Below are 24,793 nucleotides of genomic sequence, written 5' to 3' on the forward strand. Positions count from 1 at the left end.
GCTGACAAGTGAGCAAATGCTGTGCCGTCCCCGCGTCGAAAGGAAGGCGCAAGCTTCACGCGGCATTGCGATGTGCGGTCCGCTTGCAATTACCATCTTAGATGGCAAATCCTGCAACGCGCGCACATTTGCGACAAAACGGTATTGTAGATTTCAGATCTTGCCACGATTGCGCCAGGGCGGCGCAATGCCTGTGCAGGCTGCCGTTGCGGCCATGTCGGCGGATGCGGCGCGGTGCAATGCCGAGCGGCGAGCGAGAGATGGCTGGCAGCAAGCAGCAAGCGGGCGCGCTGGCAGCAAACGGCCCGCTAGCAGCAAACGCCCCGCTAGCAGCAAGCAGCCCAGCTAACGCAGCACATCGAAACGCGTCCACGGCCATGAAGGCCGGTCGCGCATATAGCCGTTGAGCCAGTTCCACTGCGGATGGCGCTTCATGAACGCCTGGGCGTCGAATGGCCGGCCGCACGGATGACCCCAGCGCGCGGTGAACGCCATCTCACGCGCCATTTCGCTGTCGACCACTTTGCCGTCGTTGGCCCCCCACGGATTGAACGGCCCGTGATCGGTGCCGCCGAAGCGCGCGTCGTCCAGTTCCAGATGGCCGCAGATGGTCCGCGAGCACGGGTTGTCGTTGCGATCGAGATAGACGTCGTGATGATCGGCGATCATCTGCTTGGCGAGTTCCACGTCGATCTTGCCGTGATGCATTTCCTCGAGCTGCATGAAGCGCAGGCGCCGCGCGCCGTTCTTGCGCACGTCCGTATAGTCCTCGCCTTCACCGATGCATTCCTGGTTGCGGATCTTCAGATCGGTGGCGGTGTTATAGCCGCTGTAAAAGCCGTCCCTGGTGGTCTCGAAGCCCGAATAGTGCAGCCCCAGTTCATAGCGCGCGATCTCGCCGGTCTTCGCATCGCCGAGCAGCCAGCTGTTCGCATAGCCGCCGTTATTGGCGAGCGCGAACATCTCGCACCATTCGCCGATACTGTTCGCATACTGCGACGCGCGCCGCGAACGGTAGAACTCCGGTGCGCCCGCCGGGTTATAGCCGGCGAAGTTGGAGATGGTGGTTTCGGTGACCATCAGCCCCGCGGCGGTCACCCAGAAGTCGGTGAGGCTGGAGATGCAGCCCGGCAGGCCCTGCATCAGGATGCGGTTGCCGCGATCCGGCACGATGTCGAACACCACGTTGAACGCGTCGCCTGCGGCGTAGCGGTCCCACGAGTTGTGCGCCATCACGATGCGGCCGTCGCGCGTGGCCTTGCCGGTGGCGACGAACGCGCTGCAATGATGTCCGCGCCGGCCGCGCCACGGTTTCACGCCCAGCTGCGGCTGCTGCTGTGCCGCGTGGCTCGGCCACCAGCTTTGCAGCAGATCCATGTAGCCGTTCCATGCCAGCACTTCGGCGAACGGCAGCTTCGCGCCGTCGGCGATGCCCTGGATTTCGTCGGCGAATTCGGTGTCGAGCCGGTTGGCGAACTGGGCGACCGCGGCGTCGACGAAAGTGTCGAACTCTTCGCCCGTGTCCCACTTCGCGAGGTAGCGGGCGGTGCGGATCGCGTTCTGGATTTCGCTGGCGAGCAACTGCCCGTGCTGTTCGCCGCGATCGTAGGGTTCGCCTTCGATGTGCAGGAAAATCCAGCCTGCCTGGTCGCGGCGCACGGCATCGAGGGACGGTTCGCTCATGTTCGCTCCGATCGAACGGCGGGCGTCCCGGGGCGCCCGTCCTGGCGTAACGCGCGCTGCCGGCGCCTTGTGCTTGCGCTGCAGCGGTCTCCCCATTGTAGAAAATCTGCGGCGCTTTGCACGGCGCCGCCAGGTTCGCGGGGCGCGGCCGCCTAGTGAGTCGGATTCATGCGGAAATACGCATCGAGCAGCGAGGTCTTGTAGACCACGCCCGCCAGCTTCGGATGCGCGGCGCTTTCCACTACCGGCAGACGCTCCCCCTGGAACGCGAGGAAGTGCTGCAACGCGACGCCGAGCGACATATCCGGCGTGAGCACGTCGAAGTGCGGCTGCAAATAGTCCGCCGCCGTTTTCGCCGCCGTGTCGCGATTGTCGAGCAGATCGGACGTGATGTCCTTGAGCGCGACCACGCCGAGAAACGCGCCGGACTGGTTGGCGACGTACAGATACTTCACCGGATATTCGAGGAACACGCGCGTCATCTCCTGCACGCTCGCGTTGGGCAGCACGACGGTTTCGGCGGGCCGGATCAGCTCACGCATCTGCGTGGCGCGCAGGCGCGTGCGCTCCTGTTCCTCGCGATTGCGCCGCAACGTGATCTCATACATCGAGGTCTTGCCGATCGCGCGCGAGATGAAATACGCAACCACACACGACAGCATCAGCGGCAGCACGACCTGGTAGCTGAGCGTCATCTCGAAGATCATCAGGATCGCCATCAGCGGCGCCTGGGTTGCGCCGGCGAGAAACGCGCCCATGCCGACCATCGCATACGCGTAGGGCGCCGAAGTCGCATGCGGCCACAGCGCGTGCATGCCCTGGCCGAACAGCGAGCCGACCGCGGCGCCGACGAACAGGGTCGGCGTGAAAACCCCGCCGACCGCGCCGGAACCCGCCGTGGCCGCGGTCGCCGCGAGCTTGAACACCAGCACGAGGACGAGCGCGGTCCACGTCCACGGCGAATGCAGGATCGAGTTGACGACGCTATAGCCGTTGCCCCACACCTCGGGGGTCCAGATGGAGATGATGCCGACCACGAAGCCGCCGAGCGCGAGCCGCACGGGCAGCGGCACCGGCAGCTTGCGAAAGGCCGCCTTCGACGCGTCGAGCAGCCGCAGAAACTGCGGCGCCGCCGCGCCGCACAGCGCGCCGAGCGCGACGAACAGCAGTACCTCGACGCCGGTCACCGCGGGAAACACCGGCATCTCGTACGGCGGTTTGTAGCCGGCGAATTCGCGCATCGTGATGTTGGCGACCACCGCCGACACCACCACCGGCCCGAAGCTTTCCATCGCGATTGAGCCGAGCACGATCTCGGTGACGAAGAACGCGCCTGCGATCGGCGCGCTGTACGCGGACGTGATCCCGGCCGCCGCGCCGCAGGCGACCAGCAGTCGCAGACGCGACGGATCGAAATGCACCCAGCGGCCGATCAGCGACGCGCCCAGCGCGGCCAGTTGCACCATCGGTCCTTCGCGGCCGATCGAGCCGCCGCTCGCGATCGTGAACAGCGACGACACGCTGCGCCACAGACTCAGCCGCACGGGCACCACGCCGTCGCCGATCGCGACCGCTTCCATGTAGTCGACGTGATTGGCTTTGTCGGCGTGGCGCTGCGCGATCAGCAGGAAGAAGCCGGCGATCAGGCCGCCGGCCGCGGGCAGCCAGATGCGCACGGTCCACGGCAAGCTGCGCGCCATCTCGACGAAGCTGCCGGACCGGCCGGCCACCGCCAGTTGCAGCAACGCGATCGCCTCGCGAAAGGCGATGGTCGCGAACGCGCCGGCGATGCCGACCACCACCGACCAGACCAGCATCGTGTGGGCTTCGGACAGACGGAACAGGTGTTGGGCGCGGGTGCGCAGCTTCAGCAGGAATGAAAGCACATCGGTGGTACGGGGCGTGAGGGTGGGTTAAAGGACGCGCGCCACAACAGCAGCGCGCCCGCTACGGACGGCGGGCGCGCGGCTGTGGATGAGCGATGGACGACGGCGCGGTTCAAGTCGCCGCCTTGTCGAGTTCCGGGTAGTGCCGGAAGATGCAGGCCTCGTTATGTTCGATGCGCCGCTCGGACTGCAGATACGCGGCGATGTTCGACCGCTCGATCACCGCGTCGTGCAATGCGGCGAGCCGCGGATAGTGTTCGCCGAAGCGCTTGAGCGCACGCGGGAACGCGTACAGCAGGCCGTCGATCAGCTGGAACATCGACAGGTCGACGTAGGTGAGCGAGTCGCCGACCATGAAGCTGTCGCCGGCAGGATTCTGCTTCAGCACGCGCTCGAAGTACGACATGAATTTCGGAATCCGGTTGTCGATGAAGTCGTGTGCGCGCACCTTCGCGGCGTCTTTCTGATCTTCGTAGTAAAGGGCGCTGGCGAGCGGATGATGCGTGTCATGCGCTTCCGTGACGACGTCGGCGACGGTCAGCTGCAGACCGTTGGCGACGTAGCGCAGGCCTTCGACCGACGGCGCGAGATTCAGCCGCGGCCCCAGGTAGAACAGGATGTTGGCGGTCTGCGAGATCACCAGATCGCCGTCTTTCAGAAACGGCGGCGCGAACGGCGGATACGGTTCGTCGCGGTTTTTCATCACGGTCATCATCGCGCCGGTGCCGAGGCCTTCCGACGACGTGCCGCGCGCCACTTCCACGTAGTCGGCGCCGGCTTCCTCCAGCGCGAGCCGCACGAATTCGCCGCGGCCCTGAAGGCCGTCCCAGTAGTAAAGTTCCAGGCTCATCGATCGATCCTCATTCCGGTCGCCCATGCGTGTGGCATGAGCGGGTTGCAGGAGCAGGTGACGCCATCAACCAGTATGCCGTGCGCGCACGCCGGATGCTTCTTCAGAATGCGCAAAACCCCGCGCGCGGCGGGGTGGGTTCGAAAGCGCGGTCGGCTTAGCCGAGCAGGTGCTGGACAGCCCATGTGATGCCCAGTCCACCGGCAATCAGCCACACGTACAGGATCAGGCCGGTGGTCAGCGCGCGTGGGCCGGCCTGGCGGATCTGCGAAATGCGCGTTTCGATGCCGAGCGCGGTCATGGCCATGGTCAGCGCGAAGGTGTCGAGCGTGTTGAGCGTGCTGGTCGCGGCTTCCGGCAGCACGTTCAGCGAGTTGATCACGACGAACGCGAGGAAGCCGACCGCGAACCAGGGAATCGCCAGCTTGCGCGGGGCGCTGCCGTGGGCGCCGTCCCGCGAGGCCGCTGCCGCCGCGCTGCGCGCGGAGCGGTTCACCCACATGCCGACCACCAGCAGCACCGGCACCAGCAGCATCACGCGGGTCATCTTGACGATGGTGGCGATGTGCGTCGCTTCCGGGCTCACGTTGCTGGCCGCGCCGACCACCTGCGCCACCTCGTGAATCGTGCCGCCGAAGAACAGGCCAGCGCCGACCGTGTCGAGATGCAGCCAGCCCGCGTTGAACAGCACCGGGTAGAGGAACATCGACAGCGTGCCGAACAGCACCACGCTGCCCACGGCCATCGCGCTCTTGTGCGGCTTCGATTGCAGCGTGGATTCGAACGCGAGCACCGCGGCCGCGCCGCAGATCGCGCTGCCGGCGGCGGTCAACAGCGCCGTGTCACGGTCGAGCTTCATGATCTTCATGCCGGCCCACGTGCCGATGACGAGCGTGCTCACCACGATCAGCACCGATTCCGCGAGGCCCGGCAGGCCGACCTGAGCGATTTCCTGCAGGCTCACGCGCAAGCCGAAGAAGGCGACGGCGATGCGTAGCAGCTTGCGCGCCGAAAAATTGACGCCCGCCGCCCAGCTCGCGGGCATGCCGTCACGCAGCGCGTTGCCGTAAATGGCCCCGGCGACGATGCCGACGATCAGCGGGCTCAAGCCCAGACCGGCGATCGCCGGGATCGACGCGATGCGGGTCACGGCCGCGGCGAACAGCGCGACGAAGAGAATGCCGTTCAGTTGCCCGCGCGTGGACGACTCGGCGGGTGTGATGGCGGCAAGGTGAGCCGGTGTGGTGGACATGGCGTGGTGCCTCGTTGACTGACTGGATTCAATGGGGCTAATCCTAAAATAGATATAAGGATATGAAAAATCATCATTTAGGATGTAAAGTATCGGCTTAACTGATATTTATATTGCCATGACCCCCGATCAGCTTATAACGTTTGCCGCCGTCGCCGAGCATCGCAATATCAGCCGCGCGGCCGTGGCGCTGCATCTGTCGCAGCCGGCGGTGTCCGGGCAGTTGCGGCAATTGCAGGACGAGTTCGGCGAGCCGCTCTATCAGCGCGACGGGCGCGGCGTGCGCCTGACGCCGGCCGGCGAGCAACTGGCGAGCTATGCGGCGCGGCTGCGCGACACCTGGCGCCAGGCGCATGCCTATCGCGACGCGCTGCGCGGTCTCGAGCAGGGCACCTTGCGGATCGGCGCGAGCACCACACCGGCGAGCTACCTGCTGCCGTACCTGATCGCCGAATTTCATCGTCGTTATCCGGACGTGACCGTGCATACCGCCAACGGCAACACCACGGAAATCGTCGAGGCGCTCGGCTCGGTGGACATCGCGATGATCGAGGGGCCGGTCGGCGCCGATCTGCCGCCGGACACCGCCGTGCACGCATGGCGCGAGGACGAGATCGTCGCGATCGTGCCGCGTTCGCATCCATTGGCGCAGGCGGGCGAGGGCGGGCGCGCGGATCTGGCGGCGTTCGCCGCGCATCGGCTGGTGTTGCGCGAGGCGGGCTCGGCGGTGCGGCAGATCGTCGAGCGCGCGTTCGCGCGGGCGGGCGTGCCGATGCGCGTGGCGCTGGAGATTGCCGGCGTCGAAGGGGTGAAGGAAGCGGTACGGGCCGGCATGGGCGTCGGCTTCGTGTCCGGCATGTCGATGCGCCATGAAGACGGTGCGCTATGCCGGCTGTCGCTGGGTCCGGAGCCGCTGACGCGCCGTCTGTCGATTCTCGTCCCCTTCGCGAGTGCGCCGTCGCGCGTGGTCGAGCGGTTTCTCGCGCTCTGTCTCGCCGATGGCGTCTGAGCGGCGCAGCCGTGCCCGGCGCGCCTGGGGATTTCCTCTATGGTGCGGGCGGCGGATCTCGGCGCACTATTCGGGCATCGCAAGCGCCTCGGCGCTTTTTTTCGAAGCGGGTTTGGAACCGGTTCCAAGCATCGACAACGGCACAGAACTGAGTAGATTCGACATGGCTGATGTGATTGACATCGTGATCGTCGCAAGCGCATTCGGCATGGATGCGGTCCGCGCGCAGGGTCATCTGAAGTGCGCAGAGGCGTGCCGGCGTGCCGGCGCCGCGGGCTTCGAGGTGCGCCGCGAGCTGTTCGCCGACGAGGCCGACGCCGCGCCGCAGCACCTGCGTGCGCTCGGCGGCGCGATTGCCGATCTGGGCTTGTGGTCAGTGTTTTCGACGCCCGCGGCGCTGTACACGGCCGACGGCCGACTCGACGCCGCCGCGCTGCGTCTCTCGCTCGTCGAAGCGAGCGCGCTCGGGGCGCGGTTCGTCAAGCTGCAACTCGGCGGGTTCGTGCACGACGCAGCCGGCGCGGCGATTGCTGGGCAGATGCAGGGTTCGAATGTGCGGCTGGTCGTGGAAAACGGGCAATTGGCCGAAGGCGGCTCGCTCGCGCAGTTCGTCGGGCTGTTCGGCGCGCTGGCGCGCGAAGAGCACGCGCACGTGCTCGGCATGACCTTCGACATCGGCAACTGGGCATGGCGCGACGTCGCGCCGCTCGACGCCGCCGCACAGCTCGCGCCGCACGTCGAATACATCCATTGCAAGACGACCGTGGGCGAGGGCGCGCGGCGCTTTCCCGCCGCGCCGGCCGCCGACGATGCACGCTTCATCGCGGTGCTCGACCGCTTGCCGCGCGATGTGCCGCGCGGCATCGAATTTCCGTTCGATGCGAGCCGTGTCGAGGCGGACGCGACGCACTATGTCAAATGGCTGGCCGCGGTGTGAACGGCGGCTGGAACCTGAGCGAAAGAGCAGTATCTGGAACGGTGGGCGGCGCGAGGCTTGCGGCGACACGAACGGAACGACGCCCGGCAAAACGTCTGGCGAACGGACCGCAAAAAGCGCGTGGCAAACGCATGGCAAGCGCAGACGCATAGCAACCGCCAACGCACCGTGAACGCCCGGCCACGCACCCACAAACCCACGCACCGAAACCCGCGGCAAAACGCACAACCCGCAGCAAATGCAACACGCAGGAGCAAGCATGAACAACCCAGGCGCAGCACTCGATGTCATCACCTACGGCGAAGCGATGGCCATGTTCGTCGCCGCTGAAACCGGCCCGCTGGCCGGCGTCGGGCAATTCACGAAGCGCGTCGCCGGCGCGGATCTGAACGTGGCGATCGGTTTGTCCCGGCTCGGTTTCAAGGTGGGCTGGATGAGCCGCGTCGGCAACGATTCGTTCGGCCAGTACGTGCGCGACACGTTGACGAAAGAGGGCATCGATCAGCGCTGCGTCAGCACCGACGAACGCTATCCCACTGGCTTCCAGCTCAAGTCGAAAAACGACGACGGCAGCGACCCGGCGGTCGAATATTTCCGCAAGGGCTCGGCGGCGAGTCACCTGTCGCTGGCCGACTACGCGGCGAACTACGTGCTGCCGGCGCGGCACCTGCATCTGACCGGCGTCGCGCCTGCGATCTCGGCAAGCTCGCGCGAACTCGCGTTCCATCTCGCGCGGGAAATGCGCGCGGCCGGCAAGACGATTTCGTTCGACCCCAATCTGCGCCCGACGCTGTGGCCGTCGCGCGCCGCGATGGTCGAGGGACTGAACGCACTCGCCGCGCTGGCCGACTGGGTGCTGCCCGGCATCGGCGAGGGCGAGATCCTGACTGGCTACACGGAGCCGCAGGACATCGCCGGTTTCTATCTGGAGCACGGCGCGCGCGGCGTGATCGTCAAGCTCGGCGCGCACGGCGCCTACTTTCGCACCGCTGACGCCTCGGGCGTGATCGCCGCCAAGCCGGTCGCGAACGTCGTGGACACGGTCGGCGCGGGCGACGGTTTCGCAGTCGGCGTGATCAGTGCGCTGCTCGAAGGCAAGCCGTTGCCGCAAGCGGTGGCGCGCGGCAACCGCATCGGCGCGCTGGCGATCCAGGTGATCGGTGATTCGGAAGGCCTGCCGCACCGCGCCGAGCTCGACGCGCTCGAACTGGCCGATGCAAACGCCACCGCAGCACCGATCGCATCTGCGGCCTGAATGCACGGCCAGCCGTCGTCCGCTTTCACCCAGGCCGCCCCGATAACAGCAAGAGCGCCCGACAGCGCCCCCTCACTGTCCATCATTGGTTCGGGAAGCCGTCAGCCACTATCTTGCATGGGACCGGAGTAGGCGCTGAAGCGCCAACTCGGGTCGACCGCATCCAGTTGCATGGGACCCGAGTAAGCGCTAAAGCGCTAACTCGGGTCGACAAAGGAGACACTCATGACTTCATCGCTTGCGATTCGCCGCTGGTGGACGATCATGCCGATCGTATTCATCACATACAGCCTCGCTTATCTGGATCGCGCGAACTTCGGCTTCGCATCGGCCGCCGGCATCAACCAGGATCTCGGCATCAGCAAGGGCCTGTCGTCGCTGATCGGCGCGCTGTTCTTCCTCGGCTATTTCTTCTTCCAGATTCCCGGCGCGATCTACGCGGAACGCCGCAGCGTGAAGAAACTCGTGTTCTGGAGCCTGATCCTGTGGGGCGGCTGCGCGGCGCTCACGGGCATGGTCAGCAATATTCCGTCGCTGATGGTGATCCGCTTCGTGCTCGGCGTCGTCGAAGCCGCCGTGATGCCCGCGATGCTGATCTTCATCAGCAACTGGTTCACGAAGCGCGAGCGCTCGCGCGCCAACACCTTCCTGATTCTCGGCAATCCGGTGACGGTGCTGTGGATGTCGGTGGTGTCGGGCTATCTGGTGCATTCGTTCGGCTGGCGGCAGATGTTCATCGCCGAGGGCGCGCCCGCGATCATCTGGGCCGTGTGCTGGTGGTTCATCGTGCAGGACAAGCCGCAGCAGGTCTCATGGCTCACCCAGCAGCAAAAGGACGATCTCGCCGAAACACTGCGCGCGGAGCAGGCCGCGATCAAGCCGATGCGCAATTACAGCGAAGCGTTTCGCACGCCCGCGGTGATCAAGCTGTGTGCGCAGTATTTCTGCTGGAGCATCGGCGTGTACGGTTTCGTGCTGTGGCTGCCGTCGATCCTCAAGAACGGCTCGTCGCTCGGCATGGTCGAAACCGGCTGGCTGTCGGCGCTGCCATATCTGGCCGCGACCATCGCGATGCTTGCAGCTTCGTGGGCATCGGATAAACTCAATCGCCGTAAAGTGTTCGTGTGGCCGTTCCTGCTGGTCGGCGCGGTGGCGTTCGCGGCGTCGTATGCGCTCGGCTCCACGCATTTCTGGCTCTCGTATGCATTGCTGGTGATCGCGGGCGGCGCGATGTACGCGCCTTATGGGCCGTTCTTCGCGATCGTGCCGGAGCTGCTGCCGAAGAACGTCGCGGGCGGCGCGATGGCGCTGATCAACAGCATGGGCGCGCTCGGTTCGTTCGTCGGCTCGTACGTGGTCGGCTATCTGAACGGCGCGACCGGTTCGCCCTCGGCCTCGTATGCATTCATGAGCGTGGCGCTGATCGCCGCGGTGATCCTGACGCTGATCGTCAAGCCGCAGCCGCTCACCCAGGCGCCCGCGCTCGCCACCCCGTTGCAAGGAAAATAAGCTGATGAAGAAGATCGTCGCCTGGAAGTCGCTGCCCGAAGATGTGCTCGCGTATCTGCAACAGCATGCGGAAGTGGTGCAGGTCGATCCCGAGCGGCACGACGCGTTCGTCGCCGCGTTGCGCGATGCCGACGGCGGCATCGGCGCGAGCGCGCAGATCACGCCGGCCATGCTCGAAGGCGCGAGCCGCCTGAAGGCGCTGTCGACCATCTCGGTGGGCTTCGACCAGTTCGATGTCGCCGATCTCACGCGCCGCGGCATCGTGCTCGCGCACACGCCGGACGTGCTGACCGAATCCACCGCCGACACCGTGTTTTCGCTGATCCTCGCGTCGGCGCGCCGGGTGGTCGAACTCGCCGAATGGGTCAAAGCGGGACAGTGGCGCACCAGCATCGGACCAGCTGAGTTCGGCGTCGACGTACAAGGCAAGACGCTCGGCATCGTCGGGCTGGGGCGGATCGGCGGCGCGGTCGCGCGGCGCGCGGCGCTCGGCTTCAACATGCAGGTGCTGTACACCAACCGCAGCGCGAATCCGCATGCGGAGCAGGCGTATGGCGCGCGGCGCGTCGAGTTGCCGGAATTGCTCGCGAGCGCCGACTTCGTCTGTCTGCAAGTGCCGCTCACGCCCGAGACGAAGCATATGATCGGCGCGGCGGAACTGAGATCGATGAAGAAGAGCGCGATCCTGATCAATGCGTCGCGCGGCGCGACCGTCGACGAACAGGCGCTGATCGAGGCGCTGCAAAACGGCACGATCCACGGCGCGGGGCTCGACGTGTTCGACACCGAACCGTTGCCGGCCGACTCGCCGCTGCTGAAGCTCGCGAACGTGGTCGCGCTGCCGCATATCGGCTCGGCGACCCACGAGACGCGTCACGCGATGGCGCGCAATGCGGCGGAGAATCTGATCGCCGCGCTCGACGGCAAGTTGACGACCAACATCGTCAATCGCGAAGTGCTGGCGAAGTGAGCGGGCATGAGCAAACCGACTGAGGCGTCCCCACGCGGCAATAGCCCATGACCACGCCGCCGCAAACCGCACCGCGCCGCGCGACGATCACCGATGTCGCGCGCGAAGCCGGCACCGGCAAGACCAGCATCTCGCGCTATCTGAACGGCGAGATGAACGTGCTGTCGCCGGAATTGCGCGCGCGCATCGAAGCCGCGATCGCCCGGCTCGACTATCAGCCGAACCAGATGGCGCGCGGCCTCAAGCGCGGCCGCAACCGTCTGATCGGCATGCTGCTCGCCGATCTGACGAACCCGTACACGGTCGAAGTGCTGCAAGGTGTGGAAGCGGCGTGCCACGCACTCGGGCTGATGCCGCTGATCTGCCATGCGGCCAATGAAGTGGAGATGGAGCGGCGCTATCTGCAACTGCTGACGACGTATCGCGTGGAAGGCGTGATCGTCAACGCGCTCGGCGTGCGCGAGGAAACGCTGCGGCCGGTCGGCGGCGGCGGAATTCCGGCGGTGCTGGTCGACCGTCTGGTGGACGGCCTGAGCGCCGACATGGTGGGCCTCGACAACCGGGCCGCCGCCGAACTCGGCACGCGCCATCTGCTGGATCAGGGATTCGACGACATCTGGTTCGTCGTTCAGCCGTTCGAGCAGGTCAGTTCGCGGCAACTGCGCGAGCTGGCGTTTCGTGACGCGATGCAGGCCCAGAACGCTGCGCGCGCGCATACGCTGGTGCTGGATCTCGCGGACACGGCCGCGGTCGAGCGCAGCCTTGCTGAACTGGATCGCGCGATCGAGGCGGGCGGTGGCGATCGCGTGATGGGCAAGGCAGGCAACCAAGGCAACGCGGATACCTCAGGCACAACAGCACGCGTCGCATTGTTCGCGGCCAACGCCCCCGTCGCGCTGCGTCTCGCGCTACATCTGAAAGGACGTTACGGCGCCGGCTGGCAGACGCGCGTCGCGCTCCTCTCCATCGACGACCCCGACTGGGCCGAACTGGCCGGCATCACGACGATCCGTCAGCCGACCTACGAGATCGGCTATCGCGCGGTCGAGTTCCTGCACGAGCGCATCGAAGGCGTGCAAAGCACCGCGCGCGACTGTCTTTTGCCGGGCGAACTGATCGTTCGCGCGTCAACTTCGCGCTGATCTGCGATCATTCGGGCTGCGACGCGCAGCGGGTGCGCGCCGGTCATCGCAAGGAAACTCATGGTTGTTGCACCGCTTACCCTCTCGAGCCTCGCCCTCGCGACGTTGTTCGTCGCCGCTTTACCGTTTCTGATCTACCGGCGTCTGCGCCGGCCGCTCGCACTGCAGCCGCGCGACGCGATCGCCGGCATCGCCGTGTTCGCGCTGTTCGCGATGGTGATCGAGCGCGCGCTGAACGACTACGTGCTGCATCGGAACGAGGCGACCGCCACGTTCCTGTCGAATCCGCTCGCGTTTGTCGTCTATGGCGCGCTGGTTGCGGGCGTGTGCGAGGAAGTGGGGCGGTTCATCGGCATGCGGCTGCTGCTCAGGCGCGCTGCGGCGAAGTCCGCGGCCGCCGCCAGCGCGGCGCGCGTCGACGACGGCACCGCGCTGACCTACGGCCTCGGTCACGGCGGCGCGGAAGCGTGGATGGTCGGCGTGCTGGTGCAGGTTCAATGGCTGCTGTTCGCGGTGTTCGAAAACCGCGGCCAGCTCGACGGCTATCTGAGCAATCTGCCGCCCGATTCGCTGATGCGCATTCACCTGATTCTCGCCAGCCTGACGCCGCAGACGGCCGGCATTTTCGCGCTCGAACGAGTCGCCGCGCTGGTGTTTCAGATCGGCCTGTCGGTGTTGATGTGGCGCGGCGTGCGAGCAGGCTGGCGCGGCATCCTGCCGGTCGCGATCGTGTTGCATGCGCTCGTCGACGTGCCCGCCGCATTGTTCCAGGCGCAGCTCGTGCCGCTTGCGGCGGTGGATGCCGTGTATGCGCTGGGCGCGGTGATCGTCGCGGGCCTGCTGATGCGGACCTTCAGACGTCGTGAGGCGGCCGCGTGATGCCATGTCTCGCTAAAGCCCCGGTCTTTGCCTAAAATCCGCCTGCCTATTCCGGCCCACCTTCAGAATATCTTCCGGCAGACCCCATGGAAGCTTACCAATACGACTGCGCCAACCCCGAGTTCGAGGAGCTGGCGCGCGTGATCAGCGATCTGTTTCCCGAGCAGACACACTTCATCCAGTGCGCGGCCGAAGACGGCACGCCGACGCTGGCGATTCACTGGGTGGCGATGCGTTTCGGCGCGACCGCGCGTCGTATCGTGATGACCGTGGCGATCGCGCCGGCGTCGCTGGCGCGTTACCGCGCGTTGCCGGCACGGCTGCGCGGCCGCAGTTTCGCGGTGTTGCGCGCGTATGTCGAAGCGAGCCTCGGCTCGCTCGAAGAGCAGTATGCGAACGGCGAGCCGGTGCCGCGCGACGTCATCGTGGAGTTGGGCGACGAGTTCGCCTGAGACGGCTCAGTCCTCGCGCCGGTAGACCTTCGCGAAGCGCGCGGCCTGGACCACGCCGTAGTCGCCGGGGGCGTACTGCATGATCCAGTCGCCGGCGGCGCCGCGCAGCACGTCGCCGCCGTCCGCGGAACGCGCGAGCGAGAACGCTTCGTTCATCTGTCTGGCAAGCACGACGGCGGGGCGGTTGCGATACGCGCCCGGTTCGCCGTGCGCGAGCGTGGTGTCGGCGGGAACGTACTTGGCGTCGAAGCGCTCGCGCGACACGACCCAGCGGTCGCCCGTCGATCCGGTAATCAGCGCATCGCCGTGCAGATAGCGGTTCGGGCCTTCGAGGCTCATCAGTTCGCCTTCGACGGCGGCAAATTCGACGCTTACCGTTTCGTCTTTGACGACGCGTTGCGCATGGACGTCATGGCGCAGATCGATGTTTTTGAGTTCGGTCATGAAGCGGGAGGTGGGGCGGGTGAGCGTGGAAATATGGACAGCGGCGCTTCGGGCTGGTGTCACGGCCGAGCTGTGGGCCGTGATGCGCTGAAGCCGCGTACCCGCATCATGCCAGATGCATCTGGCGGCCGGTTTGTTTTACTTTCTTTTGGTTTCTTTTGCGATAGGCGGCATGAGTCGCCTGTTTCGAGCGGGCAGGTGCGCCGACAAAAGAAGCCGCGTAATACGAGCGAATTTCGCCGAGTGGCGCTCGACGCTCGTCGCATGTGCTCTGATGCCGCCGCCCATCGCAAAAGAATCCGGCGACGCGCAGCGCGAAAAACCGCGCTACGCGCAGGGCAACTTACTTCTTAAGGCTTCATAGTCGCGTCGCTGGCGGGCGCCGCATGACCAGCCTAGCCCTTGTCATGTTGACGATGATGACCGCCGCCCGGCTGATGGAACGTCGTGTCGGCCAGCTTCTTCTGCTCCGGCGACAGGCTGTTGTACAGCGGCTCGAACGCGTCGAGCAGTCTCTTCATGCCGTCCGCATGCGCTTGCGCGATCGTCGCGTACTGCTTCATGTCGTCGAGAGCGCTCACGTTGGTGGCAGCCTTGCGTTCCTGGAACAGCTGGCCCATGGTTTCGCCGTTGCCGCGCATCACGTCGGCGAACGCATTCCATTGCGATTCCTGCGCCGAGGTGATCTTCAGTTGCGTGTGCAGATAGGCGATGCGGTCTTCGACGTTGCGCTCATGACCGGCCTTCCCGGCGGGCGCGGAAGCGGCGCCTGCGGGTGCCGAGGCCGGCGCGGAAGTTTGGGCGAACGCGCCGCTCATGGAAATGGCGGTGGCCAGCATTACCAGTGCTTTTTTCATCGAAACTCCTGATGTCTGTTCGAATTGGGACAAGGCGGGTGGCGAGCGGCCCGCTGCGCGTCGACCGTTGGTGACGCACGGCGGCCGGCTGCCCCCTTTCGCCGTCGCCGCTATTAGTATCACGATATCCGTCCAATGCGGCTCTTGTGCGACAAACGCTTACAACCGAAACGAAAGGGAAATAGCTGACGCTTACGCTTCCTTTCCTTAGCTTTTCGTCGCCGTGATCGGAGCGGGCGTTGAGAGCGGGACCGGTTGCCGCGACATTTCGTCGGCCACGGCGGGTCGGCATGCGCGCGAGCATCATGCATGCCGTGGCTGGCACCAGCTTCAGTGGTTTCGCAAGCAAGCGCTTCGGCGCGTGAGCTTCACGACCGCCCCCGATCGCCATTCCGCGCCGCAGACGCGCGATAATCCGCTGCACCGTTGACCAACTTCTTTCTCCCCCGATGAGACCTCCGCGCCTCGACCAGCTCGACGACCTCGACCGAAACCTTGTTGCACTGTTGCAAGCCAACGCGCGCGAAAGCGTCGCCAGTCTCGCGCGCCAGCTGGATGTGGCGCGCACCACCGTGATCGCACGAATCGCGCGGCTCGAACGCAGCAACGTGATCGCCGGCTATAGCGTGCGGCTCGGCCAGGACGTGCTCGATTCGAGCATCGTCGCCTACGTCGGCATCATCATCGCGCCGAAGTACGGGCCGGCGGTGCAGAAGCGCCTCGGCAAGATGCCGGAAGTGCAGTTGTTGTGCGCGGTGAGCGGCGAGTTCGACTACGTCGCGTGGCTGCGGGCCGATTCGCCCGATCGGCTGAACGACCTGCTCGATCAGATCGGCGGCATGGAAGGCGTGGAGCGGACCACGACCTCGATCATCCTCGCGCGCAAGATCGACCGCGGGATGGTGTGAACGCGCTGTGAGTCGCCGATATTTGCTGACCTCTGCCACGGGCGTTAACGCAATTTTTATACAATTTCGTCAGATCGACTAACACGTTGGTCATAACGTCGAACTTCATGGTCATACCGCAGCATTTTGCGTGTATGAACTGTATTTGCTTCTCCCTAAACTGTTGCTCAAGGGTTCAGCCCGCCGGGCGCCGCGCGTGAAGCGCAGCGCACTTCCCAAGCTGGAGACAGCACACAGATAACAAGGAGAAGCGCATGAAAGTAGCCATTGTGGGTGCCGGTCTGATCGGACATACGATCGCGCATATGCTGCGTGAAACCGGCGACTACGAAGTCGTCGCCTTCGACCGCGAGCAAGCCGCACTCGACAAGCTCGCCGCTCAGGGCATTCCGACGCGCCGCGTCGATTCCGCCGACGCCGCCGCGTTGCGTGCCGCAATACAAGGCTTCGATGCACTCGTCAACGCGTTGCCGTATTACCTCGCGGTGAGCGTGGCGGCGGCCGCCAAGGGCGCGGGCGTGCATTACTTCGATCTGACCGAGGACGTGCGCGCCACGCACGCGATCCGCGCGATCGCCGACGACGCCGAGCATGCGTTCATGCCGCAGTGCGGTCTCGCGCCGGGCTTCATCGGCATTGCCGCGCACGAACTGGCGAACCGCTTCAGCGAAATCCGCGACGTCAAGATGCGCGTCGGCGCGTTGCCGGAGTTTCCGACCAACGCGCTGAAGTACAACCTGACGTGGAGCGTCGACGGTCTGATCAACGAGTACTGCCAGCCTTGCGAAGCGATCCGCGACAGCCGCACGCAGTGGGTGCAGCCGCTCGAAGGCCTCGAACATTTTTCGCTCGACGGCACCGAGTACGAAGCCTTCAATACGTCGGGCGGCCTCGGCACGCTGTGCGAGACGCTGGCGGGCCGGGTCGAATCGCTCGACTACAAGTCGGTGCGCTATCCGGGCCACCGCAATCTGATGCAGTTCCTGCTCGAAGACCTGCGTCTTTCGAGCGACCGCGACACGCTCAAGACCATCATGCGCCGCTCGGTGCCGGCGACCGCGCAGGACGTCGTGCTGGTGTTTATCACGGTGAGCGGGATGCGCGACGGTCAACTCGTGCAGGAAGTGTTCACCCGCAAGATCTTCGCGAAGACCGTGTGCGGTGTGCCGATGAGCGCGATACAGATCACCACGGCCGGCGCGATGTGCGCGGTGCTCGATCTGTTCCGCGAACGCAAGCTGCCGCAAAAGGGTTTCGTGCGCCAGGAGCAGGTGTCGCTGCGCGACTTCCTTGCGAACCGCTTCGGCCAGTTGTACGAAGGGCAGTCACTGGATGCGATGGCGACGGTATAACGTGCGGCCATCGTTGTTGCACGCGGCAATCGAGGGCCGTGGGACGAAGCGGCGGTGTGTTGTGCCGTTGCGCTGAACGACGAAGGGCCCCGCAGAGGGCCGCGCAGAAGAGTCGTACAGAAGGGTCGTAGAGATAGCACCGGAAATGCCCCGCCTCGCGGGGCATTTCTGTTTCAGGGACGCCGCCGCCGGCTAGACCGGCACCGGCGGCATCATCACGCCCGCCGCCTGCGGCTCGCCGACGATGCGCGCGAGCAACGCCTCGTAGTCCTGCGGCTTGGGCGCGGTGTTGTCGAACATCAACAGATCGTCGCAAAGCGCGCCGCTGGGCACGAAGCGGCGCTGCCGGTACTGGTCCCAGTGCACGAGCTTGTACGCGTCGTTCGGATCCGCACGTTCGACGATCCGCTGCCGCGCCGTCTCTTCCGACGTATGAACCCACACGACGCGCAGCACCACTTCCGCGCCGACGCCCAGCCACGTGCGATCGAACAGGCGCCGTTCGCGCACTTCGCGCGACAGCGGCCCGACCACCAGCGCGCTGACGCCGAGTTCGAGGTTCTCGCGCGCGGTGTCGATGAGGCCGCGGTACTCGGGGTCGCGCAGATGCTGGAGAAAGAGCGGGCTGTCGCGGTCGTTTGGGTCGCCGGTCAGCATCGCCATGGCGGCCGCGCTATAACCGCCGAACAGCGTGTCCTTGTCGAGCAGGCAGAAGGGCGCTCCGCTCGCTTGCATCAGCGGGCCGATCAGCTTCTTCGCGAGCGTGGTCTTGCCGGTGCCTGCGTGACCGCAAAAGAAAACCAGATGCGTCACGAAGGCTTGTCCGCGGCAGCGGTGGACGGTGTGGCGGCGGGCTGCGGATCGCGCGAGAACTTGCCGTTGGTCTCCAGCCACAGCACGTTGATGATGCCGAAGCCCAATGCCACGCCGACGCCGAGAATCCAGGTGAAGTACCACATAGCAGTCTCCTTGCTTGCAGATCCGGCGATACGGACGGCTCACTCTGCATGCCGGCCAGGCGGGGCGGCACGCTCGATCCGAGGGTAAATCCGCAACGCGAAGCGCGCACGGTGCGACCCTTTTGCAGCGATCATGAAGAAGAACGCGACGCCATGCAAGAGCGGCGCGTATGGCCTGTTGGGCCCGGCTGGCGGAACGCCCGCGCGTTGTTATCATGCATGGCAACGGAGCGCCGGAGTCGGGATGGCCAGGCATCGCGCCTCGCGCGGATAAGAAGCGGGATCGCGATCAATCACAAGGGGGAGGCCGAATGCCGATGCGCTCGCGTTGCCCATGCAAAGCCGCGCTTGTCAGGCTCGTCATCCCCGTCACGCTCCTGTGCGGGGCGCTTGCCGGTTGCGCGTCGACCCCGGCCGAGCCGGTGCCGTTCAAGCCGGTGCCGTCCGCGCGCATCGTGCGGCCCGGCTATACGGAACCGGCGGGGGGACGGGTCGCGATGGATGTGCGGCGCGAGCGCTCGCGCGACGTGATCGTGCGGTTTCGCGATGCGCTGGTGTACATCGACGGCGAGCAGGTCACCGATGTGATGAACGGCGAGCACGTGGTCTTTTATCTGCGCCCCGGCATGCATCGGATCGGCGTGTCGACGCAGTTCGACCCGGTCGTCGAACTGCAGTTTCTGGTGACGGCCGATCCACGCTATACGAACCGCGCGTCGGTCACGTTCGACGAAGATCATCGCATCATGCTGCACCGCGTCGCGCAATAGCCGTTAGGGAATACGCGTGTTCGACGCGGGCCCCACAAGGTTTAACAATTGGATATGTGACGTTTTCGCAGCGCCGCTTAACATGGCGGCTAACGCTCATTCGTCAACGCAGACCTGACGTATGGCTTACGCACAGGGCGGGGCCGGCCGGTCTGCTTCCCGTTTTCAAGGTAATCCGAACATGCTGATCAATTGCGCCGCCTACCAGGACGGTCGGAAGCTCGCTGACATCGACGTGGATAGCATCAGCGACTACGTGGCGCGGCCCGAGTGCTTCGTCTGGGTCGCGCTGAAGGACCCGGGGCCGGGCGAGCTGGCCGTGATGAAAAAGGAGTTTACCCTTCACGAACTCGCGATCGAGGACGCGCAAAACGGCCACCAGCGTCCCAAGATCGAGGAGTACGGCGAGTCGCTGTTCGCCGTGATGCATACGGTCGAGGTGGACGAACAGGGCGAACTGGTGCTCGGCGAAGTCGACGTGTTCGTGGGGCGCAACTACGTGCTGTCGGTGCGCCGCGGCACGCGCACCGGCTTCCAGAACGTTCGCGCGCGCTGCGAGCGCGAGCCGCGCCTGCTCAAGGAAGGCTCGGCCTTCGTGTTGTACGCGCTGCTCGACGATGTCGTCGATCGCTACTTCCCGATCGTCGAAGCGATGAACACCGAGATCGAAGCGCTCGAAGACCGCATTTTCGAGCGCAACGATTCGGCTGCGGCGCGCGCGGTCATTCAGGATCTGTACTCGTTGAAGCGCCGCCTCGTGATCCTGCAGCACCATATTTCGCCGCTGCTGGAAGCGGTCGGCAAATTGACCGGCGGGCGCATTCCGAGCGTCTGTCAGGGCATGCAGGCGTACTTCCGCGATGTCTACGACCATCTTGAGCGGATCGTCAGAACTATCGACGGCCGGCGTGAAATGGTCGTCACCGCGGTGCAGATCAATCTCGGCATGATCTCGCTGACCGAGAGCGAGGTGACCAAGCGGCTCGGTTCGTTCGCGGCCCTGTTCGCGGTGCCCACCATGATCGCCGGCATCTACGGGATGAACTTTCAGAACATCCCGGAGCTGCACTTCAGGTTCGGCTATCCGCTATGTCTGGGGATCATGCTGCTGGTCGACCTCATCCTGTTCCGCCGCTTCCGCAAGGCTGGCTGGCTCTAGCCTGATCGCCGGGTCGCGCTCACGGTCGAGGCCGCGCGTGGCCATACACGGCCATTGATCGCCTGTCACGCCATGGCGCATGGCGGCGGCGCATGTCCATGCGGCCGCTCGCCCGACTCGCGCGTGCGTGGCTCGCGTCCGGCTCGCCTCGTATTGTCCCGGCTTGCACCGCACGCAATAAAAGGCCAGCATAGGCGGCCCGCCGGTCGCCCGTCTTGCGGCCGGTGGCAAAACCGCCACGCATGGACCGAGCGAGGGACCCTTGTCACACGCTGCCCGCCGGCGCGTTGATCCAGCGCGCCGGCCTGAATCGATCGAGCGCCCCGCATCGCCGCAGCATGCTGCGCACCGGTGCACCGCACCATGCCCGATCGTTGACATTCCGAAAGGTCTGCGTTGAGAATAGCCCTCGCAAACGTTTGCGCGCCATGAAAAATATGGCTCGAACCCGAGCCCGAAAAACCAGGAGATACGCATGAGCTTTCGCATTCGCCGTCGCATTCTCACCGCCGCAATTCTCACCGCCGCTAGCGCCGCGCTGCCGTTTTCCACCGCGTACGCGCAAAACGCCCCCGCCCATAAACCGAAGATCGCGTTGGTCATGAAGTCGCTCGCCAACGAATTCTTCCTGACCATGGAAACCGGCGCGAAGGACTACCAGAAACACAACCCCGGCCAGTTCGACCTGATCACCAACGGCATCAAGGACGAGACCGACACCGCGAACCAGATCCGCATCGTCGAGCAGATGATCGTCTCGAAGGTCGACGCGATCGTGCTGGCGCCGGCCGATTCGAAGGCGCTCGTGCCGGTCGTCAAGAAGGCGGTGGACGCGGGCATCATCGTCGTGAATATCGACAACCGGCTCGATCAGGACGTGCTCAAGTCGAAAGACCTGAACGTGCCGTTCGTCGGCCCGGATAACCGCAAGGGCGCGCAGTTGGTCGGCGACTACCTGGCCAAGCGGCTGAAGGCGGGCGACGAGGTCGGCATCCTCGAAGGCGTGTCGACCACCACCAACGCGCAGCAGCGCACAGCGGGCTTCAAGGACGCGATGGAGAAGGTCGGCGCGAAGATCGTGTCGGTGCAATCCGGTGAATGGGAAATCGACAAGGGTAACGCGGTGGCCTCGGCCATGCTCAACGAGTACCCGAATCTGAAGGCGCTGCTCGCCGGCAACGACAATATGGCGATCGGGGCGGTCTCGGCGGTGCGCGCGGCGGGCAAGCAGGGCAAGGTGCTGGTGGTCGGCTACGACAACATCAACGCGATCAGGCCGATGCTGAAGGACGGCCGCGTGCTCGCCACCGCCGATCAATACGCAGCCAAGCAGGCCGTGTTCGGCATCGATACCGCGCTGAAGGCACTCAGCGAGCACAAGAACCAGTCGCAGCTGTCCGGGGTGGTGGAAACGCCGGTTAGCCTCGTGACCAAATAAGCGCCATTCGCCTGGTGTCGAAGTCGGCGCCGGGACCGCGGATTCGTCGGTTCGCGCCGGCGCCGTTGCATGCCGCGCAGTGGCCCATGAAGAGGCCTGTGTAGAGGGCTATGAAGCGGCCTATGAAGCGGCCCATGACGTGACGCCAGACCCGCGAATCCGCCGCTATTCAACAAACGCTCAACAGGCGCTCAAGAATCCGCGCGCGCCGCCGTTAATTCCAGAGGTAAGCGTTATGACGGCGGCTGCGCGGCGGGAGGATAAGCGGCCGTTTGGCGCCTGCGCATTGGGCCGACATGATACGTGACGGCCGTCGACGGCTTCATTCGAGCGAATCGCATGAGGCCGCGAGGGCCGCCATGGAACCAGGATCGCGATGGATTCAACCGACCACGATGTCTTGCCTGTCGTCTTGTCCGTCAGCGGCATCGGCAAGACCTATGCCGAGCCGGTGCTCGCCGACGTCTCGCTGGCGCTGCGCGCCGGCGAGGTACTGGCGTTGACCGGCGAAAACGGCGCTGGCAAGAGTACGCTGTCCAAAATTATTGGCGGGCTGGTCGAGCCGACCACCGGCACGATGCGCCTGGGCGGCGAGCCCTACGCGCCAGCGAGCCGCACCGAGGCCGAGGCGCTCGGCGTGCGCATGGTGATGCAGGAACTGAACCTGCTGCCGACCTTGTCGGTGGCCGAGAACCTGTTCCTGAACCGCCTGCCGCGCCTGGGGGCGTTCAGCTTCGGCTGGATCGACCGCCGCAAGCTGCGCGACGACGCGCGGCACGCGATGGCGCAAGTCGGGCTCGACGCGATCGATCCCGACACGCTGGTCGGCGAACTCGGCATCGGGCATCAGCAGATGGTGGAGATCGCCCGCAACCTGATCGACGACTGCCGCGTGCTGATCCTCGACGAGCCGACCGCGATGCTGACCGCGCGCGAAGTCGACCTGCTGTTCGAGCAGATCGGACGGCTGAAGTCGCGCGGCGTCGCGCTGGTCTATATCTCGCACCGGCTCGAGGAGCTGGCGCGGGTGGCCGGGCAGGTCGCGGTGCTGCGCGACGGCCGGCTGGTGCACGTCGACGCGATGGCCCGGCTGACGAGCGAGCAGATCGTCACGTGGATGGTCGGGCGCGAACTCGGCGAGCGGATCGATCTGGGTGTGCGCAACATCGGCGCGCCGCTGTTGAAGGTCGAGCGGCTGGCGCGCGGCAAGGTGGTGCGCGACGTGTCGTTCGACGTGCGCGCGGGCGAGATCTTCGGCATCAGCGGTCTGATCGGCGCGGGCCGCACCGAGCTGATGCGGCTGATCTACGGCGCCGACCGCAAGGACAGCGGCACGGTGTCGCTCGCCGCGGCGCCGGGCGCGCCGCCCACGCCGGTGCGGATCGATTCGCCGTCGGACGCGGTGCGCGCGGGCATCGCGCTGATCACCGAAGACCGCAAAGGCGAAGGCCTGCTGCTGCCGCAGCCGGTTGCGGCCAACGTGTCGCTCGGCAACATCGGCGGCGTGGCGCGGCACGGCATCGTCGATGCGAAGCGCGAGAACGCGCTGGCGCAAAAGCAGATCGACGCAATGCGGATTCGCAGTTCGGGGCCGGGCCAGATCGTGGGCGAGCTGTCGGGCGGCAATCAGCAGAAGGTCGTGATCGGCCGCTGGCTGGCGCGTGAGAGCCGCGTGCTGTTATTCGACGAACCTACGCGCGGCATCGACGTCGGCGCGAAGTTCGATATTTATGGCTTGATGGGCGCGCTGGCTCGCGAAGGACGCGCGCTCGTCGTGGTGTCGAGCGACCTGCGCGAGCTGATGCTGATCTGCGACCGGATCGGCGTGATGTCCGCGGGCAGCATGACGGGCGTGTTCGAGCGCGATAGCTGGTCGCAGGATGCGTTGCTGGCCGCCGCGTTCGCCGGCTACCGCGGCCGCGAGGCGCTGCTGCACGTCCCCGACACCAACGAAGCAGGGAGTCTGTCATGACCGATCAATCGTTGCGCGAAGCGTCGGGCGGCAAGCAGGGCGGCACCCCCGCACAGGCGAACGCGGGTGCGAACGCAAACGTCGTGCCGCCGGCCGATCCTTCGGCGCCGCTTGCGAGCGGCAAGCCGGCCGGCACGCGGCTCGGCTTTTCGAACTACCTCGGTCTGGCCGGCGCGCTGCTGGCGATGATCGTGCTGTTCTCGCTGCTGAGTTCGCACTTTCTGACCTACGACACGTTCAGCACGATCGCCAATCAGATTCCGGATCTGGTGGTGATGTCGGTGGGGATGACCTTCGTGCTGATCATCGCCGGGATCGATCTGTCGGTGGGGTCGGTGCTGGCACTGGGGGCGTCGGTGGTGAGCGTGGCCGCGCTGAAGTGGGGCTGGGGGCCCTTGCCGTCGGCGCTGCTCGGCGTCGCGGCGGCGGCGCTGACCGGCACCATCACCGGCGCGGTGACGGTCGGCTGGCGGATTCCGTCCTTCATCGTGTCGCTCGGCGTGCTCGAAGCGGCGCGCGGTTTGGCGTATCAGATGACCAATTCGCGCACCGCCTATATCGGCGATGCGTTCGACTTCCTGTCGAACCCGATCGCGATCGGCATTTCGCCGGCGTTCCTGATCGCGGTCGCGGTGATGGTGATCGCGCAACTGGTGCTCACGCGCACGGTGTTCGGCCGCTATCTGGTCGGCATCGGCACCAACGAGGAAGCGGTGCGGCTCGCGGGCGTCAATCCGCGCCCGTACAAGGTCGTGGTGTTTGCGCTGATGGGCGCGCTGTCGGGGCTCGCCGCGCTGTTCCAGATCTCGCGTCTGGAAGCGGCCGACCCGAACGCGGGCGTCGGCACGGAGCTGCAGGTGATCGCGGCCGTGGTAATCGGCGGCACCAGTCTGATGGGCGGGCGCGGCTCGGTGATCAGCACGTTTTTCGGCGTGTTGATCATTTCGGTGCTGGCGGCCGGGCTCGCGCAGATCGGCGCGAACGAGCCGACCAAACGCATGATCACCGGCGCGGTGATCGTGGTGGCGGTGGTGCTGGACACCTATCGGAGCCGGCGCAAGCGCGCCTGAGCCGGGGTTCGTGGAAGCGGCGCGATGGAAGTTGGATTAG

General features: G+C 65.7%; 24 protein-coding genes. 16 read left to right on the top strand and 8 right to left on the bottom strand.

Going from position 1 to position 24,793, the window contains the following annotated elements; translation table 11 throughout:
* Positions 1-345 precede the first annotated feature (345 nt).
* The 4 genes from FVF58_RS12540 to FVF58_RS12555 all read right to left on the bottom strand — a co-directional run bounded on the left by FVF58_RS12540 (position 346) and on the right by FVF58_RS12555 (position 5,671).
* Complete coding sequence (locus FVF58_RS12540) at positions 346-1,683, bottom strand: C45 family autoproteolytic acyltransferase/hydrolase (RefSeq protein ID WP_149670220.1); 1,338 nt, start codon at positions 1,681-1,683, stop codon at positions 346-348.
* Positions 1,684-1,835: 152 nt separating this feature from the next.
* Positions 1,836-3,569 (bottom strand): ClcB-like voltage-gated chloride channel protein, encoded by a 1,734-nt coding sequence (locus FVF58_RS12545; RefSeq protein WP_149670221.1) that lies wholly within the window; start codon positions 3,567-3,569, stop codon positions 1,836-1,838.
* Positions 3,570-3,681: 112 nt separating this feature from the next.
* The gene (locus tag FVF58_RS12550; RefSeq protein WP_149670222.1) at positions 3,682-4,419 is read right to left on the bottom strand and encodes a glutathione S-transferase; all 738 of its coding nucleotides are present in this window, start codon (positions 4,417-4,419) and stop codon (positions 3,682-3,684) included.
* Positions 4,420-4,576: 157 nt separating this feature from the next.
* Entirely contained in the window at positions 4,577-5,671 is a 1,095-nt protein-coding gene (locus FVF58_RS12555; protein ID WP_149670223.1) for a YeiH family protein, read from the bottom strand.
* Positions 5,672-5,789: 118 nt separating this feature from the next.
* Here FVF58_RS12555 and FVF58_RS12560 point away from each other — a divergent pair, with 118 nt between their 5' ends.
* From FVF58_RS12560 to FVF58_RS12595, 8 genes are all read left to right on the top strand, one after another.
* Positions 5,790-6,680 carry a LysR family transcriptional regulator gene (locus FVF58_RS12560; protein ID WP_149670224.1) on the top strand — a complete coding sequence of 297 codons (891 nt, stop codon included), beginning with the start codon at positions 5,790-5,792 and terminating at the stop codon, positions 6,678-6,680.
* 163 nt (positions 6,681-6,843) lie between these two features.
* A complete protein-coding gene (locus FVF58_RS12565) occupies positions 6,844-7,617 on the top strand; it encodes a sugar phosphate isomerase/epimerase family protein (RefSeq protein ID WP_149670225.1) in 774 nt (257 codons plus the stop codon).
* Between the two features lie 259 nt (positions 7,618-7,876).
* Complete coding sequence (locus tag FVF58_RS12570; RefSeq protein ID WP_149670226.1) at positions 7,877-8,872, top strand: sugar kinase; 996 nt, start codon at positions 7,877-7,879, stop codon at positions 8,870-8,872.
* Between the two features lie 225 nt (positions 8,873-9,097).
* Positions 9,098-10,381 carry an MFS transporter gene (locus tag FVF58_RS12575; protein WP_149670227.1) on the top strand — a complete coding sequence of 428 codons (1,284 nt, stop codon included), beginning with the start codon at positions 9,098-9,100 and terminating at the stop codon, positions 10,379-10,381.
* Positions 10,382-10,385: 4 nt separating this feature from the next.
* Complete coding sequence (locus FVF58_RS12580; RefSeq protein ID WP_149670228.1) at positions 10,386-11,351, top strand: 2-hydroxyacid dehydrogenase; 966 nt, start codon at positions 10,386-10,388, stop codon at positions 11,349-11,351.
* A gap of 47 nt (positions 11,352-11,398) precedes the next feature.
* Positions 11,399-12,493, top strand: coding sequence for a LacI family DNA-binding transcriptional regulator (locus FVF58_RS12585; protein ID WP_149670229.1), 1,095 nt, complete (start codon positions 11,399-11,401; stop codon positions 12,491-12,493).
* Between the two features lie 60 nt (positions 12,494-12,553).
* Positions 12,554-13,372: a YhfC family intramembrane metalloprotease gene (locus FVF58_RS12590; protein ID WP_149670230.1), complete on the top strand. Its 819-nt coding sequence runs from the start codon at positions 12,554-12,556 to the stop codon at positions 13,370-13,372.
* Between the two features lie 86 nt (positions 13,373-13,458).
* Positions 13,459-13,824 carry a DUF3022 domain-containing protein gene (locus tag FVF58_RS12595; protein ID WP_149670231.1) on the top strand — a complete coding sequence of 122 codons (366 nt, stop codon included), beginning with the start codon at positions 13,459-13,461 and terminating at the stop codon, positions 13,822-13,824.
* Between the two features lie 6 nt (positions 13,825-13,830).
* Here FVF58_RS12595 and FVF58_RS12600 read toward each other — a convergent pair whose 3' ends face one another.
* On the bottom strand, positions 13,831-14,268 hold the full coding sequence (locus FVF58_RS12600) for a PGDYG domain-containing protein (RefSeq protein ID WP_149670232.1): 438 nt from the start codon (positions 14,266-14,268) through the stop codon (positions 13,831-13,833).
* 115 nt (positions 14,269-14,383) lie between these two features.
* Here FVF58_RS12600 and FVF58_RS12605 point away from each other — a divergent pair, with 115 nt between their 5' ends.
* Positions 14,384-14,632 carry a hypothetical protein gene (locus tag FVF58_RS12605; RefSeq protein WP_149670233.1) on the top strand — a complete coding sequence of 83 codons (249 nt, stop codon included), beginning with the start codon at positions 14,384-14,386 and terminating at the stop codon, positions 14,630-14,632.
* A gap of 31 nt (positions 14,633-14,663) precedes the next feature.
* Here the strand turns inward: FVF58_RS12605 and FVF58_RS12610 are convergent, their stop codons facing one another.
* Complete coding sequence (locus tag FVF58_RS12610; RefSeq protein WP_149670234.1) at positions 14,664-15,125, bottom strand: Spy/CpxP family protein refolding chaperone; 462 nt, start codon at positions 15,123-15,125, stop codon at positions 14,664-14,666.
* A gap of 449 nt (positions 15,126-15,574) precedes the next feature.
* Here FVF58_RS12610 and FVF58_RS12615 point away from each other — a divergent pair, with 449 nt between their 5' ends.
* Entirely contained in the window at positions 15,575-16,033 is a 459-nt protein-coding gene (locus FVF58_RS12615; RefSeq protein WP_149670235.1) for an Lrp/AsnC family transcriptional regulator, read from the top strand.
* 254 nt (positions 16,034-16,287) lie between these two features.
* Positions 16,288-17,385: a saccharopine dehydrogenase family protein gene (locus FVF58_RS12620; protein WP_149670236.1), complete on the top strand. Its 1,098-nt coding sequence runs from the start codon at positions 16,288-16,290 to the stop codon at positions 17,383-17,385.
* Between the two features lie 192 nt (positions 17,386-17,577).
* Here FVF58_RS12620 and FVF58_RS12625 read toward each other — a convergent pair whose 3' ends face one another.
* Both FVF58_RS12625 and cydX read right to left on the bottom strand, forming a co-directional pair.
* Entirely contained in the window at positions 17,578-18,198 is a 621-nt protein-coding gene (locus FVF58_RS12625) for a P-loop nucleotide/nucleoside kinase family protein (RefSeq protein ID WP_149670237.1), read from the bottom strand.
* Positions 18,195-18,344, bottom strand: a complete 150-nt coding sequence (gene cydX, locus FVF58_RS12630; RefSeq protein ID WP_149670238.1) for a cytochrome bd-I oxidase subunit CydX — start codon at positions 18,342-18,344, stop codon at positions 18,195-18,197. Before cydX ends, FVF58_RS12625 begins: the two co-directional genes overlap by 4 nt.
* A 311-nt stretch (positions 18,345-18,655) precedes the next feature.
* Here cydX and FVF58_RS12635 point away from each other — a divergent pair, with 311 nt between their 5' ends.
* The 5 genes from FVF58_RS12635 to FVF58_RS12655 all read left to right on the top strand — a co-directional run bounded on the left by FVF58_RS12635 (position 18,656) and on the right by FVF58_RS12655 (position 24,753).
* On the top strand, positions 18,656-19,114 hold the full coding sequence (locus FVF58_RS12635) for a hypothetical protein (RefSeq protein ID WP_149670239.1): 459 nt from the start codon (positions 18,656-18,658) through the stop codon (positions 19,112-19,114).
* A gap of 181 nt (positions 19,115-19,295) precedes the next feature.
* Positions 19,296-20,273, top strand: coding sequence for a magnesium/cobalt transporter CorA (gene corA / locus FVF58_RS12640; RefSeq protein ID WP_149670443.1), 978 nt, complete (start codon positions 19,296-19,298; stop codon positions 20,271-20,273).
* A gap of 475 nt (positions 20,274-20,748) precedes the next feature.
* Positions 20,749-21,711: a sugar ABC transporter substrate-binding protein gene (locus FVF58_RS12645; RefSeq protein ID WP_149670240.1), complete on the top strand. Its 963-nt coding sequence runs from the start codon at positions 20,749-20,751 to the stop codon at positions 21,709-21,711.
* 376 nt (positions 21,712-22,087) lie between these two features.
* The gene (locus FVF58_RS12650; RefSeq protein WP_149670241.1) at positions 22,088-23,683 is read left to right on the top strand and encodes a sugar ABC transporter ATP-binding protein; all 1,596 of its coding nucleotides are present in this window, start codon (positions 22,088-22,090) and stop codon (positions 23,681-23,683) included.
* Positions 23,680-24,753 carry an ABC transporter permease gene (locus FVF58_RS12655; protein ID WP_149670242.1) on the top strand — a complete coding sequence of 358 codons (1,074 nt, stop codon included), beginning with the start codon at positions 23,680-23,682 and terminating at the stop codon, positions 24,751-24,753. Before FVF58_RS12650 ends, FVF58_RS12655 begins: the two co-directional genes overlap by 4 nt.
* Positions 24,754-24,793 lie beyond the last annotated feature (40 nt).

This window comes from Paraburkholderia panacisoli (assembly GCF_008369935.1).
GTDB lineage: Bacteria > Pseudomonadota > Gammaproteobacteria > Burkholderiales > Burkholderiaceae > Paraburkholderia > Paraburkholderia panacisoli.